Annotated in this window: 15 protein-coding genes and 1 riboswitch; of the genes, 2 read left to right on the forward strand and 13 right to left on the reverse strand. The window is 41.5% G+C overall.

The window, feature by feature from the left end; genetic code table 11:
* The first annotated feature begins 60 nt into the window (after positions 1-60).
* Complete coding sequence (locus tag ACI3ES_RS10910) at positions 61-879, forward strand: LysR family transcriptional regulator (protein ID WP_114667157.1); 819 nt, start codon at positions 61-63, stop codon at positions 877-879.
* On the opposite strand, the gene ACI3ES_RS10915 is transcribed toward ACI3ES_RS10910, so the two are convergent.
* On the reverse strand, positions 874-1,443 hold the full coding sequence (locus tag ACI3ES_RS10915; RefSeq protein ID WP_004915122.1) for a xanthine phosphoribosyltransferase: 570 nt from the start codon (positions 1,441-1,443) through the stop codon (positions 874-876). The genes ACI3ES_RS10910 and ACI3ES_RS10915 overlap by 6 nt on opposite strands.
* Positions 1,440-2,774 carry a nucleobase:cation symporter-2 family protein gene (locus tag ACI3ES_RS10920; protein WP_114667158.1) on the reverse strand — a complete coding sequence of 445 codons (1,335 nt, stop codon included), beginning with the start codon at positions 2,772-2,774 and terminating at the stop codon, positions 1,440-1,442. The genes ACI3ES_RS10915 and ACI3ES_RS10920 overlap by 4 nt, the downstream gene beginning before the upstream one ends.
* A 74-nt stretch (positions 2,775-2,848) precedes the next feature.
* Positions 2,849-2,946: riboswitch (purine riboswitch) on the reverse strand.
* A 198-nt stretch (positions 2,947-3,144) separates the two neighbouring features.
* Here ACI3ES_RS10920 and ACI3ES_RS10925 point away from each other — a divergent pair.
* Complete coding sequence (locus tag ACI3ES_RS10925; protein ID WP_407631996.1) at positions 3,145-5,169, forward strand: BspA family leucine-rich repeat surface protein; 2,025 nt, start codon at positions 3,145-3,147, stop codon at positions 5,167-5,169.
* A gap of 38 nt (positions 5,170-5,207) precedes the next feature.
* Here the strand turns inward: ACI3ES_RS10925 and ACI3ES_RS10930 are convergent, their stop codons facing one another.
* The 11 genes from ACI3ES_RS10930 to ACI3ES_RS10980 form a co-directional block, all read right to left on the reverse strand.
* The gene (locus ACI3ES_RS10930) at positions 5,208-6,131 is read right to left on the reverse strand and encodes a magnesium transporter CorA family protein (RefSeq protein WP_004915131.1); all 924 of its coding nucleotides are present in this window, start codon (positions 6,129-6,131) and stop codon (positions 5,208-5,210) included.
* Entirely contained in the window at positions 6,128-6,592 is a 465-nt protein-coding gene (locus ACI3ES_RS10935) for a GNAT family N-acetyltransferase (RefSeq protein WP_114667559.1), read from the reverse strand. Before ACI3ES_RS10935 ends, ACI3ES_RS10930 begins: the two co-directional genes overlap by 4 nt.
* On the reverse strand, positions 6,561-7,172 hold the full coding sequence (gene lepB / locus ACI3ES_RS10940) for a signal peptidase I (RefSeq protein ID WP_114667558.1): 612 nt from the start codon (positions 7,170-7,172) through the stop codon (positions 6,561-6,563). The genes ACI3ES_RS10935 and lepB overlap by 32 nt, the downstream gene beginning before the upstream one ends.
* Before the next feature lie 100 nt (positions 7,173-7,272).
* Complete coding sequence (locus ACI3ES_RS10945; RefSeq protein ID WP_080519565.1) at positions 7,273-8,112, reverse strand: YidC/Oxa1 family membrane protein insertase; 840 nt, start codon at positions 8,110-8,112, stop codon at positions 7,273-7,275.
* On the reverse strand, positions 8,109-8,459 hold the full coding sequence (rnpA, locus tag ACI3ES_RS10950) for a ribonuclease P protein component (protein WP_114667557.1): 351 nt from the start codon (positions 8,457-8,459) through the stop codon (positions 8,109-8,111). The genes ACI3ES_RS10945 and rnpA overlap by 4 nt, the downstream gene beginning before the upstream one ends.
* 128 nt (positions 8,460-8,587) lie before the next feature.
* Positions 8,588-8,722 carry a 50S ribosomal protein L34 gene (rpmH, locus tag ACI3ES_RS10955; protein ID WP_002816117.1) on the reverse strand — a complete coding sequence of 45 codons (135 nt, stop codon included), beginning with the start codon at positions 8,720-8,722 and terminating at the stop codon, positions 8,588-8,590.
* Between the two features lie 114 nt (positions 8,723-8,836).
* The gene (locus tag ACI3ES_RS10960) at positions 8,837-9,901 is read right to left on the reverse strand and encodes a BMP family protein (RefSeq protein WP_004913479.1); all 1,065 of its coding nucleotides are present in this window, start codon (positions 9,899-9,901) and stop codon (positions 8,837-8,839) included.
* 99 nt (positions 9,902-10,000) lie between these two features.
* Positions 10,001-10,867 (reverse strand): NAD(P)-dependent oxidoreductase, encoded by an 867-nt coding sequence (locus tag ACI3ES_RS10965; protein ID WP_114667556.1) that lies wholly within the window; start codon positions 10,865-10,867, stop codon positions 10,001-10,003.
* Positions 10,868-10,920: 53 nt separating this feature from the next.
* A complete protein-coding gene (locus ACI3ES_RS10970; RefSeq protein WP_114667555.1) occupies positions 10,921-11,730 on the reverse strand; it encodes an HAD-IIB family hydrolase in 810 nt (269 codons plus the stop codon).
* Positions 11,727-12,962, reverse strand: coding sequence for an amidohydrolase family protein (locus ACI3ES_RS10975; RefSeq protein ID WP_142511821.1), 1,236 nt, complete (start codon positions 12,960-12,962; stop codon positions 11,727-11,729). The genes ACI3ES_RS10970 and ACI3ES_RS10975 overlap by 4 nt, the downstream gene beginning before the upstream one ends.
* On the reverse strand, positions 12,962-14,818 hold the full coding sequence (locus ACI3ES_RS10980) for an FAD/NAD(P)-binding protein (RefSeq protein WP_114667553.1): 1,857 nt from the start codon (positions 14,816-14,818) through the stop codon (positions 12,962-12,964). The genes ACI3ES_RS10975 and ACI3ES_RS10980 overlap by 1 nt, the downstream gene beginning before the upstream one ends.
* Positions 14,819-14,840 lie beyond the last annotated feature (22 nt).

Consider the following 14,840-nt stretch of genomic DNA (forward strand, 5'->3'; position numbering starts at 1 on the left):
GCTATTTGTAAAATAAATATTTATAATGTATTCAATTAAAAAAACTAATAGGAATGGGCTATGTTCAAATTATTACAAACATTCATTGCAGTCTATGAAACGCGGTCTTTTTCAAAGGCAGCAGACCAATTATTCATTTCGCAACCCAGTGTCAGTGTTCATATTAAGCAACTGGAAACTGAATTAAAGACAACCCTATTTGACCGAAATGGCCGTACCGAGTTAGCACCGACAACTAATGCCCGTATGTTGTATCAGCGGGCGCTAGCGCTTTTAGATGATTGGCAAAAGACCACCGACAGTCTTGTTCAAAATCAACGGACCACTATCAAAATTGGTGCCTCGCAAACGTCAGCAACCGTCTTATTGCCTAAAATGGTAGCTCATATTAAAAAAGATGATTTCAATACCACTGATTTCCAAATCGAAATGCATAATTCCGAGGAAATTCTAGCTGGTGTATTGAATCATCAGTTTGATATTGGCTTAATTGAAAAGCCGATTACACATGATTTTATTGTGCGTGAAGCCATTGCTGCCGACCAGTTAGTGCTAGCCGGTAATCTTAGTAGCGACTTATGGCTGGTGCGTGAAAAAGGTTCTGGTGTGTATCATTACACGCAACAATATTTCAAGCAAGAAGACATTGTCCCAGACCATTTTCTAACCATTGCCAACAACGACGTGATTGTCAAAATGCTGGCAGAAAACTTTGGTAAGTCGATTGTCAGTATTCAAACACTGCCCAATGGCGTCCCTTATCAATCTTTAAATAGTAATTTTAATCGTTCATTTTATTTAATTCGCTCAGCGCATGAAAATCGTGCTGATGTCTTGAAATGGCATAAACATTTCGCAAAAATTGCCACCCAATTATAGAAATTCAACTTGACCGTTGACAAAAGCCTTAATTCTTGCCAAACTTTCCACATGAATGCCACGCTCATCTAGTAGCTGGCGTCCTTTTTGGAAAGTTTTTTCAATGACAATACCGGCACCAACAACGTTTAAATCAGCATCTTGGGCAATTGTCAGTAAACCATCAACCGCCTGACCGTTAGCTAAGAAGTCATCAATAATGAGCACATTCTCGCCTGCTGTCAAAAAGCGCTTGTCAATCATGATATGATTGGTTGTTTGCTTAGTAAATGAATAGACGTCAGCAGTCCACACATTATCTGGCAACGTTAATGACTTGTTTTTACGCGCAAAAACAACCGGCACGTGTAGCGCCAATCCAGCAAAAACGGCTGGTGCAATACCAGAAGTTTCAACCGTTAGGACCTTATCAATCTTCTCATTAGCAAATAAACGCGCAAACTCTTGTCCCATTGCTTGCATCAGTTCTGGATCAATTTGATGGTTCAAAAATGAATCGACTTTTAAGACGTCTTCATTTAATACCCGACCATCTTTTTGAATGCGCTCTTCTAACAATTTCATTGTGCTAACCCCTTTTCAACTATTTTACCATCCATTACTTGTTCGCCGTCGCCATTAATTTTACCATTAAGAATCATGTTCAACACAACTGCTAAAATTGATGTCACGACCACACTGTTGGTCACAATCAGTTGAATGGTTTGTGGCAAATGCTGGAAAAATTGTGGGTAGACCGTTACACCAATGCCACCGCCAATTGATAACGCTGCAATCACTAAGTTTTTCTCAGAATCAAAGTTGACGTGACGTAAAATATTGACACCTTGCACACCAATCGTCCCAAACATAACAAACATTGCACCACCCAATACAGCACTTGGGATTATCGTTGCTAATGCGCCAAACTTTGGTAGCAAACCAATAATAATTAAAATAATTGCTGCAAAATAAATCGGTTGTTTCGTTTTCACGCCTGAAAGTCTAACCACACCAACGTTTTGACTGAAGGTTGAATAGGGAAATGTGTTAAAAATACCAGACAAAATGACCCCTAAGCCTTCGGCTCGGTAACCATTGGCCATGTCGTGTGCACTTAGCTTACGACCAGTCAAATCAGCTAACGCAAAGTAAACACCCGTTGATTCAATCATACTCGTTAATACAATCACGATCATTGTGATAATAGCTGAGGTATGAAATGTCGGAACACCCAAGAAAAATGGCGTTGGCACGTGCACCCAAGCAGCGGAAGCAACAGGGTCAAGTGATACTTTACCTAAAAACGCTGCAAACACAGTGCCTAAGATAATGCCTAATAGAATTGCGATTGCTTTAACGAAGCCCTTAGCAAACAACATAAAACCTAAAATAATAATAATCGTGACTAAACCGACCAATAAATTGCTTAAATCACCATAACTCTTGGCACTCACATCACCGCCACCCCAATTCAGTAAGGCAACAGGTATCAAAGTAAAGCCAATCACTGTAATCAGAGAACCAGTGACAACTGGTGGAAAATAGGCACGCAATTTGGCAAATAGCCCACCAATTAGGAAAACAAAAATTCCGGCAGAGATGGTTGCACCATACATCGCACCAATGCCCAACGTACTACCAATGTTAATCAAGGGTGATACGGATTGAATGGCTGAACCAAGCACGACGGGCATGGCAATACCAGTTAATGGTGTTCGCTTCAGTTGTAGCAATGTTGCCACACCAGTCATCAAAATATCCACTGAAATCAAATAAGCCATCTGTGCCGCCGAAAATTTCAAGGCTGTTCCAATCAGCAAAGGCACCAACACACCGCCCGAATACATCGCTAGCACATGTTGTAATCCTAAGAACAAAGATTGTACTTTGTTTTGTTTCACCGCGTTATCCATTTTTCCCTCGATTTCTCGCTGCAATTAAAAAAACTGACCATTTCCCTATCAGAAAAGGCCAGCATTGTCTTGTAATCGAATACTAACTTGCGATAGTCGCACTTTTTGGCGTGCGGTAGAAACTAGGTCACCATTTTTAACCAATTATATCTGCAATTAATTTATGCTTATAGCTTATCAAATTACATGTTAAGAATGCAAGTTTTTCACGGTATTCTTTTTGCAGAGCAGTATTGTCATTACGTTTACAGCACTAACATCGTGAACGACTGCAATTAAACGTCAAAATTCACAATTTGTTCACTTAAAAGTCGTCTTATCTTCCACCCCCCTAGTAGAATGAGGGTCTAGACTACTATGGAGTGGAAATATGCGCGTTAGAAAATCATTATATATTATCATTATCACCTTATTAATGACTTTATCAGGCCCTCTGCAAGCTGTGACAGCCTCTCAACTATCAGAAAAAAATAATAACCAACCAGCAACGACAATGCGTTTGCCAAATGAGGGGCGTTCTGACTTGCAGGAATTGATTCAACGTGTGGACGCTAATGTTGGTGAGCCATCTTCTGAGGAACCATCATCAGAGCCAGAAGTAGATGAGACTGAAACAGTTGAGGAACCAGTTGAAGACAGTGGGGTGTCAGAACCCGAAGTCAAAGAAGCGTCTGAAGCAACTGATAGCCAGACACCGGTTGCCAAAAATAAAGCTCCAAAAGCGATTACAACTAATACCAACGGGACTTCCACTTGGACGTTTGATTCTGCTACTGGCTTGTTGGTCTTTGGTGAGGGTACATTATCAGAACATCTTTACGGTAATTTAACGAATGCTGGTATTGACCCACAAACAGTCATCCATATTCAGTTTGAAAGCGAAGTTTATGCGCCCGAGGCTAAGGAATCTTTGTTTGGTACTTTAACAAAGTTAAGCGGATTCATTGATTTGAATAATCTTACTACTTCACACGTGACCAATATGACACGTTGGTTTGAAAATGATAAAGCTTTGTCAACACTAGATTTGAGTACGTTCGTTACAAGCAATGTGACTACTATGTTTGCTATGTTTTATGGCAGTGGCGTGACCAGCTTAGATTTGAGTAATTGGGATGTGACCAAAGTGAGATCATTTTCAGGTATGTTTGGTAATACGTCAGCGTTAACAACACTGGACCTGACTAATTGGGGGGTTGGTCGAACGGCTAGCGACGTGAGTATGTATAGAATGTTTTTTCGCACGCCAGAGTTAACCAATTTAACGTTGACGAATTTTAAGACGACCAATGTCACTGATATGAGCGATATGTTTTTGGACATTGGTGTGACAAGCTTAGATTTAAGTGATTGGGATGTGACCAAAGTGACGGATTTTACCAGTATGTTTGACGGTGCAGCGTTAACAACACTGGACCTGACTGATTGGGGTGTTGGTCGAACGGCTAGCGACGTGGATATGAGTCTTATGTTTTGTAATATGCTTTTGTTAACCAATCTAACCTTGACGAATTTTAAGACGACCAATGTCACTGATATGAGCGCTATGTTTTATAGACTTAGCGTGTACAGCGGTGGCGTGACCAGTTTAGATTTGAGCAATTGGGATGTGACCAAAGTGACGGATTTTACCAGTATGTTTGAGGAGGCCCACTACTTAAGAACGTTGGATATGTCGAATTGGAATACTTCTAATGCTACTGTTAGCAACATGTTTCACTATACTACCCGTCTCTGGAAAGTCACCCTAGGAGAAAACATGATATTTTCTGGTAATCCTAGCTTTCAAGCGGCGCCTTCCATTGGCACAACGATTCCGGGTACAAGTTACAAGACAACTGCAAAAAGTTGGCAAATCGTTGGTAATGGTACAGATTATTATCCTCAAGGGGCAATGGTCACAACGACAGAAATGTACGCTAATCGAACGGAACCAACGACTTATGTCTGGGCTAATCAGTCAGTTCAACCCACACCTGCGATTGATACGATTTCATCACTTACCTTTGGCACGTTAGGGGCTAGTGACTTCTTTAATGGCAATAGCCCTCTGGCAACCAACATGGCAACCGGCTTAGTGAGCTTAAAACATTTAGATAACAGTACAACGTATAATGTTACCGTGGCACAAACAAGCGACTGGACAACTGATGGTGAATCAGCTACGATTGCTAAGTCAAATTTGAAGATTAAATATGGCGCTAATGATTTGTCCACGGGAGCTTGCAGTTTCTGGTCGGGCACATCAGCGACTGCGACCAAGAGTATTGCTTTTAATCATGATGATACCAAAAACTTCAGCATTTGGTTGAACCCAAGCGCTGTACTTGATACAACATTGCTTGGCAAACAACTAGAATCAGAATTAACATGGACGTTGAGTGAGACGCCATAATAAAACGAATGGACAACAATAAGTTGCCCATTCGTTTTTTATTTTCTAAAGAACCCACTCAACAACAGCAACAAACTGACAACAGCCATCAATACTGCAGTAATGACGAGTGTCACCCACCAGCCACTTTGCGCTGCAGCAAATGGTAGCCACTTGACGTTTTCCCCATAAAAGCCACTAACAATTGTCGGTACAGTCAACACAATGGAATAGACCGTTAAGACTTTCATCGTCCAGTTCAGGTCACGATTACTCAAATTTCCCAGCGCATCACTCACCGAATTAATCACTTCCATAGCCAAATTAGCCATGTGTTCAGCTTGACCAACTTCCACACGAACATCATCAATATGTTCTAGCTCGAAATCTTGCAACGTTTTTTTGAAGTCCGTCCGATAATTATCCAGCATTGCATGATTATTGGCTAATGAATTTTGAATATAAATCATTTGCGTTTGCAAATGTAACAAATCATTCATTTGCTGTGTTGTACGTTTTTTCTCAGCAAATTGTGCTTGAATGACACGTCTTTTGCGATTAATAGACGTGATTTCATCAACATAGCGCGTCATTAATGAATAAAGCCCTGTCATAATGAAATCAAAGGCACTAATATCGTCATCAGCAGCACGAACTTGCTGATTTTGTGGCTCTAACAACACCGTTTTAATGTAATCAGTTGGCTCGTGCGTGAAAGTATAAACATCCCCATGTGCAAACAAAATGCCGATTGGTCGCGTTTCCACATTTTTAGGGTGATAAGAAATCACGTCAATTACCATTAATGCTTCATCAGCAGCATGATCGTATTCCATACGGACACTTTCATTGTGGTCGACCGCATAATTAATCATTTCATTGGTCAAATGATGCTCTGATATCAACCGTTGATGCTCTTCCGGCGTCAAATTTGACACGTGATACCATTTAAAATTTTTAACTGCTTTAACTGTGTCAATCATTTTCTACCATCCCTGTACGTCACATTCTGTGGTCTAGCGAGCTGAGATTTTCTAATCCGGACAAAGCCCTCACGGTCATAGAATCGTTGTGCGCCAACATTAGCTAAAACTACCTTCAATTCTAGCGGTTCAGTCACAGCCTGACGCGCCCACTCTAACAAACGTGCCCCAATACCATAACCTTGCCAGCCCTCTTTAACAAATAACAAATGCAAAAAATGATCCCATTCAGATAACGACGCAAAGCCGACAATCTCATTTCCAAAAATAGCTACCATCACTCGCTCACCACGAGAATCTGCCAAAAAATCAGCTAGCCTAGGGTGTTTCACCCATGGAAAATGATGTTGTCGGCTCTCCAAATAAATACGCGCAACTGCGTCTGAATCTTCAGGTCGCATTGCGCGTAGTACAAGTTCGGTCGCTACTTTATTTGGCAAAAAACTCTTTTGATTGGTCATTGACGTTCTCTTTTGCTTTGGTATCTGAATTCCAAAATGGTACGTAAACCTTACCTAATATATGTTTCTTTTCAATAAAGCCAAACATGCGGCTATCATTTGATACGGAACGATGATCTCCTAGGACAAAATACATATTTTTAGGCACCACACTTTTGTTCTGATCTTTCTTTTGCCACAAATCCTCGCGAGCTGACAATGTCTTCAGCGTCCAATTTCCCCACGTACCACTGGTGCGCTGATCATTATCAATATAGTCTTGATTGACCTTTTTGCCGTTAACATATAAGTTAGCGCCACGATGCTCCACTGTATCACCAGCGACCGCAATAACGCGTTTCACATAGTCCTTATGCCCTGACTTGATTTGTGGATCTTCATGCGTTGCATCAAATACAATCACATCACCACGTTTAATCGTCGCCAATTTATTTTCGATAACAAGCTCACTATTTTCTAAACTAGGCCACATTGAAGGCCCATCAACTTTAACCAAAGTGAACCAAAAAGTCCGAATTAACATCGCAATGGCTAATCCAATGACAATTGGCACAACCCAATTTTTGATAAAATTTTTCACTTACTCTACCTCTTCAATATTACATCATATTATAACATATATCGGTTTCAAACATGATTGTATACAAAAAAGGCAACGCATTTGGTTGCCTTTTTGAGTATCACTTACGCTTACCGCGACGTGCCTTTTTAATTTTACGTTGCTTTTCTTTTTCAAGTGCCACAGCTGCTTCTCGTTCGCGACGAATTTTGAATGGGTTTTGCAAGAAGAACGTTTGTACAGTTTGGAAAGCGTTACCCACAACCCAGTAAAGTGACAATGCACTAGGCACTGCCAAGGCTGAGAAGAAGATAATCACTGGGAATAGATAAGGCATTGCCTTAGTTATCCCATTTTGGTCTGGATTGGATTGCATTGACAACCATGATGAAGCAAAGGTGAATAATGCAGCCAATACTGGCAAAATGTAGTACGGATCGTTACTACCTAATTCTAACCATAAAAACTTACCTGAGCGCAACACCGGTGAATTCCAGATTGACTGGTACAACGCAATCAAAATTGGCATTTGAACAATCAATGGTAGCATTGAGGCGAATGGATTAACGCCAGCATTTTTATATAATGCTTGCTGTTCCGCCATCATTAATTGACGACTTTCCGTATCTTTCCCCGGATATTTAGCTTGCAGGGCCTTCAATGCTGGCTGGACCACTTGCATTTTCATCATGGAACGGACTTGATAGACCATCAATGGCAAAATCAAGAAGCGAATGAAAATCGTGAACAGGATAATACCCATACCATAATTATTACCAAACCAACTTGATGCACCTAAGATGGCACGGGTGAAGACGGCAACAATGGCACTCCAAAAACTATGGGACGCAACTTGTCCATCATAGGATAAGCCAGAAACAATAATCAAACCCAATGCCACAACTGACATCACTAATGGCATAGGGCCAATACTCTTTAAAATATTCTCAAAACGTTTCATGCATTCTCTTCTTTCAATATCTTAGCCAATTTTAACACATGAATCATCTGCTCTTTTAAGAACTTTTGACTTTGATGTGCGGCGGCTGGTCGCGCAATCACTAATAAATCCAACTCTTGAGGCATTTGTGGTTTTAATTCTAATAAACTCTGTCGTATGCGCCGCTTTACCCACACTCTGTCATGGGCCTTACCGACTTTTTTGCTAACAGATAAACCAACACGAAAGTGCTTTTGGTCAGTTTTAGTCATTTGATAGACGATAAAATACTTATTCGCTACCGAATGATGCTTATTAAAAACCTGTTGAAATTCTTCTGGCTTTTTTATACGGAATGTTTTTCTCATAACGTGACGCGGCTCCCTATTATGTACGCGGTTGACCCGCATTCAAAATTAGATTTGCCGAAGCTGCCTGAGTACAGGTATCAGCTTCAACTTATAAATAAAAAAGCCACTGCAGAGCAGCGACCTTGTTAGGCAGATAGAACCTTGCGGCCCTTTGCACGACGGCGAGCCAAAACTTTACGACCGTTGCTCGTGCTCATACGCTTACGGAATCCGTGTACGCGTTCACGATGACGCTTCTTTGGTTGGTATGTACGCTTCATGTGTGTTCACCTCCAATCGCGATTTTTACCTGCAAAAACTTTGCAATTCGCTAATAATCATACCATGAATTCAAGCCAAGCACAAGTAAATCAAAGTTTTAGACTTAGCCTTAATTATTGTTTAACTTTTGTAGGATCAGTTGGCACTGAAATTTTGCCAGCTAAAATTTGTTGTTTTGCTTTTTGTGCTGCTTGCCAAGCATTGTCTGGCATGCTGTCACGTGCAATATCGACACCTTTTTCTTTCAAGCCATAAGTAACTGTTTTGCCACCGGGGAAGTTACCTTTTTTACCTTGATTAGCCACCAAAACGACTGCATTATCAACACGTTTGATAGCTGACGCTAGCGTAAAGTTGCTCTTTTGACCATCTTTGGTAGTGTAGTTACCATCAGCTTTTTGGTCCATATCAACCCCAACGACCCAGACCTTTTTGTCTGCAGTAGTTGCTTGATTTTCAGCCTTAGCTTCAGCAAAAACACCGTTACCAGTTGCACCAGCAGCTTGGAATATCACATCAACACCGCTCGCATACATTGCAGCAGCAATTGTCTTACCTTTAGCCGCGTCCGTAAATGTGTTGGCGTACTGTGAAACAAATGTTGCCTTAGGATTAGTTGCCAATACACCGGCTTTAAAACCGGCTTCAAAGTGATTTAACACCTCGCCTTTGACACCACCAACAAACCCAATTTTACCTGTTTTTGAGGCTGTTGCGGCAGCAACACCTGCTAGATAAGATGATTGTTCTGATTTGAACATAATTGAAACAGCGTTTTTATATGGTACTTCTGCTTCAACCATGGCAAATTGCGTCTTAGGGTTGGCTTTAGCAACTTGTTTCATTGCTGGACCACCCATAAAACTAATACCAACAACTAATTTGTAGTTGGCCTTAACAGCTTGTTGCAAGTTAGACTTAATTTCTGAGCTATCGTTTGACACAAAGTAAGAATAGCCATTAACACCTTGTTTGAGCCCATTTTGTTCGCCGTATTTTTTAATACCAGCCCAAGCGGATTGGTTAAAAGACTTATCATCAACACCGCCAGTGCTAGTCACTAGCGCTACACTATAAGCGCCCTTTTTACTAGCCTGATTGTTGGTGATAACCGCGGCACCAATGCCAATAACTGCAACAGCGGCGACAACTGCGCCGACTAAGGTAGAACGTTTCATATCATATCCTCCGACTATGTATCTCTCGGTATACATAGAAAATTTTGTGTTGACACACTGTCTACCATATTAACAACTATTTACTAAAAATGCAACAAATTATGACGAGAATGCCGCCCACAATTTCACAATTGCTTGTACCCCTTCATCCCCATGATCGACACTTAATTTCGCAAACAATTTTTCTGCTAAGGCTGTATTAGGGAGGTCAATATCCATTTCTTTGGCGGCATCAAGTGCAATTCTTAAGTCTTTGAGCAAATGTTTGGCATAAAAGCCGGCAGCAAAATCGCCTTTTAAAACACGTGGCGTATAGTTATCAATTGACCAAGAACCAGCAGCCCCTTGACGCCAAACATTATAAGCCGTTTCTAAATCTAGGCCAGCTGCTTTGGCGTACACCAAAGATTCTGCCATTGTTATGACGGTTGCGGCAACACCAATGTTATTGCTCATCTTCATGTGTTGCCCTTTACCGGCAGCACCCACATGCACAATTTGTTGCCCAATGCTTTCAAAAACAGGTTTAACGGCTTCAAACACATCAGCCTCACCACCAACCATAATAGTTAGGGTGCCGGATTTCGCACCAATATCACCACCAGATACTGGTGCATCTAAGACTTTAAAGCCTAAATCCGCACCAGTCTGTGCCAGTTGTTCAGCTAAATGTGGCGTCGAAGTGGTCATATCCACTAAAATAGTACCCGGTTTAGCACCGGCAAAAATCCCATCATCTCGGGTCCAAACATCTTCAACATCTTGCGGATAGCCAACCATACTAAAAACAATATCGGCTTGTTGGGCAACTTCTGCTGGTGTATCCGCCCATACGGCGCCATGACTAATCACTTCATCTGCCTTTGATTGGGTGCGATTATAAACCGTGACATGATGTCCAGCTTTGAGCAAATTATTAATAATGCCCGTTCCCATCACGCCAGTGCCAATAAATCCTAATGCCATAATAATGCCTCCTTACAGGTATTATAAAAGCACTGCACAACTGCAATGCTTTTTTATGATAAATGCGTTATCTTCTGAATTGTTTTCAACACACCGCTGTTGTTATTATCATCAACTGCTGTTTGATAATCACCCGTGATGCGTGCGTTTGGCATTTTGAACGGTTGCCCAACCGCGCATAACATTTCAACATCATTGCCACCATCACCAAAAGCGACAACATCTGCCATATTAATGCCGTAGCTTTCTGCTAAAATGTTGAGAGCTGCGGCTTTATTAACGCCAGCCGCTATAATATCAATCGCACCAGTCCCCGTTTCCGTAATGTGGACATCAGCGCCTAATGCAAGCCGCGCGTCACGATAAAATTGAGACTCATCAAAGTTTTGCCAGCTCATTGTTACTTTATATATTGGATCCGGAATGTCTGTGACATTTTCAAAGCGAACAATATTTTTAAAAAATTTGAAATAACGTTCACTATTTTGAATGTCGGCATACTGTGGCAAATAAGCCGTCTCATCAGTCGAAAAGACCAAACCACGATCGGGTTGAACATCATAGTGGACTAAAAAATCTTGAATGTGTGCTAATGTCTTCACCGACAAAGCCTTTGAAAACAGCACTGAACCATCACTTTTAATGACACGCGCACCGTTATTAGTCACAAAATTAATCGGTTCATTCAAAAAGTCTTTAAAAATAACGTTGATTCGCTCTTGATGAACGCCAGTTGCAATGGCAAAAGCAATATTTTGACGTTTCAATTGACTCAAAACACGCCGAAATAACGTTTGGTCAAACTTCTTGTCATCTGTCAAAAACGTACCATCTAAATCAGTTGCAATAAGCTGAATTGTCAATAGTCCAAGCTTCCTTTATTCAATGGGTATTCTAATTCACCAGAACGGTCTGGTGCCTCTGACACTAGTTTACCTTTATAATAAACGGTTGGCAAATTTACCGCAGTAATATTTTCAAGCGGAGACTGATCCATGACGATAAAATTGGCCAAAGCGCCTACTTTTAGGTGCCCATATTCGGATTCAATATGTAATAATTCAGCACCATTAATTGTAGCCGCTTGTATGACTTGGGCCGGTGTTGCACCCGCCATCACCATCAATTGCGCCTCTAACGCCGTATCATTGAAGCCATTGAGCGGTGATCCGGCATCTGTCCCAAGTGTTAATTTAACACCGGCTTTTGCATATTGACCTAAAGCGCGCATGTGTCGCGGCGCCCATTTATAAGCTGTCTTGACCATCCATTCTGGTAAAATGCCATCCCCACGTTTGACAATTACATAGGGTGCTGTCAGCGTTGGCGTCAATGTTGCACCCGTTTTAAGAAACAAATTAATCGCTTCATCATCAGCATCAAAAGCATGTTCAATGCCATCAGCGCCAGCGCGCAAGGCAATTTTAACGCCTTCAAGCGCTTCTTCGTGGACTGCCAAACGAGCATGAGATTTTTCATGAACTGCTTGAGCAGCTGCTTGTATTAACTCAAATGACATTTGCACATCATCAGGTTGCTCATTAGGGCTAAAAGCAATGCCCCCACTGGCAAACAATTTGATGTTATCAACACCTGCTAGAAAATGACCACGCACGGCAGCCCGCATCTCGGTAGGCGTTGCAACCACAATTCCTTGCTTTGAACCATGACCACCAACTGTTGTAATTGCACGCCCAGCAGTTTGTAAGCCAATCAAGTTTTGTTGTTCAGCCCGCTTGGCAATGTCAATATCTAAATCATTTGTCGTTGCTAATGCTCGAGCAAACGCTACACCATTTTGTTGCAACGTTTGAAGATTTGCCAAACCATTTTGAATCCGTTCTTCATCAGTTTTGACCAACTGATTAGCACCAACAGGAAATACGCGGTTAGCAATGTGCACATGCGTATTAATCAAACTTGGCATGACATAGTGATCCTGCAAATCAATTGTTTCTAAGCTTGAAAAATCACTTGGCACATCATTTGTTCCACGTGAAACAATATGATCATTTGCCACCACGAACCATGCGTTTGGTCTAAAAACCTGTTCATCTTCTTGGTATAGTCGCGCATTTGTAAATAATTTTGCCATTACAAGTTCTCCAAAATGCGTTGTGCGATGACAGCACCTTCTCGCAAAATCACCGTGTTAACACCCGGGCGAGGAATCACAGTACCAAACCATTTTTTACCTTCAACAGGAATGCCATACAAGTACAAATTGGGAATGTGATCCCCATTTGCATCAATGACTTCTAATGTTTGGCGATCAATATTAGCAGCACCCAATGTCCAACTTGTCCCATCTTGGCGGACCAAGGTTGGCGAAACGAGTGTCCCTTTATCACGCAAATTAACTAAAATGGGGTTGACCGCGATTGCCATGTTAGTTGCACCTAATCTTGCTTCCACTAAGGCATTCCCGTGGTATTCTTGTTGTCGGCTATCTCGTGCAACAAACTCACCGTCCTCGGTTGTCACCTTGATTTGTGAGGCGGTAATATCGACAATACCGGCTTTTATCAACGCACGAAGTTGTTCGACACGTAGTAATGGTGGTCCAACTGATACCAAAACGTCCAACGGACGGAATTTGGTCAAAAACTTTTCATAATCATCAACTGAGAAATAATCATGTTCCACAACATAGCGTACACGATCACGCATGTCACGCAGAATGTCAAACGCACCAGCAAATGGTGCTGATTTATTGCCCAAACGTGCGTCAGCAATATTCGCAGCCAAATGCGATAGTAACCAAGTGCGATAATCCGCATCATGTGGTAAATCACGAGCTGGATTACGTACCAAATCAATATCTAATGATGGTATATCACTCAAACCAAATTCAGCAGCTGTGGCATTCAAGTCACCACTCGTTAACAATGCCACTTTAAGTGCTTCAGATTGATCATATGTCAGATTACTTTGCCCACTATTAATGCGATTTAGCAAGTGTTTATAGGTTAATTCCTTAACCACTAAGCTTTCAAAAGCTTCATAAGACATTTTACCGTCGCCAGCAGCACGTAGCGCGTCAAGAGCAGGTAACGTAAAGAAAGTTGGCTGGTATAACTCACTAGCGTCTTTTTCATTGACACCACGCGCATGTAGCGGGAAACCACCGCGTGAACCAGCAATGATATGTGGTTCACGACCAGATGGTTGATAAATCAACTCTCCGGAATCATCACGGACAAAAGTCCCACCTTTGCCAATCGAAAGTGCCGCTAAATAATCAAAAAAGCTCAATCCCAAGCCGCGTATAATCACGCGATTATTTTCTGTCAAACCTGACAAATCAGCTTCTGATGGATGGGTCGGTCCAATATAAGTCAAGTGATGTTCATCGGCAAATGCCTTAAAATCAGCTTCCTCAGGTGTCAATTCATCATCAGAGTGACCCAATGCCATGACGACTTGATCTGCTAGTATCTGTGTACCATCACCTAGTGTCACTTGAAATTTCGTCCCAATTTTAACTAAATCGGCCACAGTTTGTTTCGTATAATTAAGCGTTTGATTTCCTTTGACACGTCTTTTTAACCATTCAAAAAACCAAGCTGCATAGATTCCCATGATACCACGCGTTGCGAAATCACCAGTATGTGTCAGCTGCAAAATTTCACTCGCATAGGCACTATCAAATTCTGGGTGTTGTGCAATAAAATCACTCGCTTCGGTGGTTAACCATTGAAAGAGACTTGGTCCTGAAAAAGGCTTGCCACCGTTTTCAATTGAATCATCATTGAACAGTGTCACTTGGTCAATGACTGTATTCATCAAAAATAAGTTGTTTTGTTTGATTGCGGGGTCCCAAACACGACCACCGATGGCGTAAGGATCAAAGATTTGTACATCAAGTTGATTGTCACTGTCATCCAAATTAATAAGGCGCTCAGCTACCGCTAAACCGCGCGGACCGGCACCAATGATTGCTACTTGCATTTATATTCTCCCCAGCGTATCA

Source organism: Leuconostoc falkenbergense, from assembly GCF_045801155.1.
Taxonomy (GTDB): Bacteria; Bacillota; Bacilli; order Lactobacillales; family Lactobacillaceae; genus Leuconostoc; species Leuconostoc falkenbergense.

Bases quoted from the DNA above. Each gene is read 5' to 3' on its own strand.
- ACI3ES_RS10915 (WP_004915122.1), bottom strand. From the start codon at position 1,443: ATGAAATTGTTAGAAGAGCGCATTCAAAAAGATGGTCGGGTATTAAAT.
- ACI3ES_RS10930 (WP_004915131.1), bottom strand. From the start codon at position 6,131: ATGATTGACACAGTTAAAGCAGTTAAAAATTTTAAATGGTATCACGTG.
- ACI3ES_RS10935 (WP_114667559.1), bottom strand. From the start codon at position 6,592: ATGACCAATCAAAAGAGTTTTTTGCCAAATAAAGTAGCGACCGAACTT.
- rpmH (WP_002816117.1), bottom strand. From the start codon at position 8,722: ATGAAGCGTACATACCAACCAAAGAAGCGTCATCGTGAACGCGTACAC.
- ACI3ES_RS10960 (WP_004913479.1), bottom strand. From the start codon at position 9,901: ATGAAACGTTCTACCTTAGTCGGCGCAGTTGTCGCCGCTGTTGCAGTT.
- ACI3ES_RS10975 (WP_142511821.1), bottom strand. From the start codon at position 12,962: ATGGCAAAATTATTTACAAATGCGCGACTATACCAAGAAGATGAACAG.
- rnpA (WP_114667557.1), bottom strand. From the start codon at position 8,459: ATGAGAAAAACATTCCGTATAAAAAAGCCAGAAGAATTTCAACAGGTT.
- ACI3ES_RS10965 (WP_114667556.1), bottom strand. From the start codon at position 10,867: ATGGCATTAGGATTTATTGGCACTGGCGTGATGGGAACGGGCATTATT.
- ACI3ES_RS10945 (WP_080519565.1), bottom strand. From the start codon at position 8,112: ATGAAACGTTTTGAGAATATTTTAAAGAGTATTGGCCCTATGCCATTA.
- ACI3ES_RS10925 (WP_407631996.1), top strand. From the start codon at position 3,145: ATGCGCGTTAGAAAATCATTATATATTATCATTATCACCTTATTAATG.
- ACI3ES_RS10910 (WP_114667157.1), top strand. From the start codon at position 61: ATGTTCAAATTATTACAAACATTCATTGCAGTCTATGAAACGCGGTCT.
- ACI3ES_RS10920 (WP_114667158.1), bottom strand. From the start codon at position 2,774: ATGGATAACGCGGTGAAACAAAACAAAGTACAATCTTTGTTCTTAGGA.
- ACI3ES_RS10980 (WP_114667553.1), bottom strand. From the start codon at position 14,818: ATGCAAGTAGCAATCATTGGTGCCGGTCCGCGCGGTTTAGCGGTAGCT.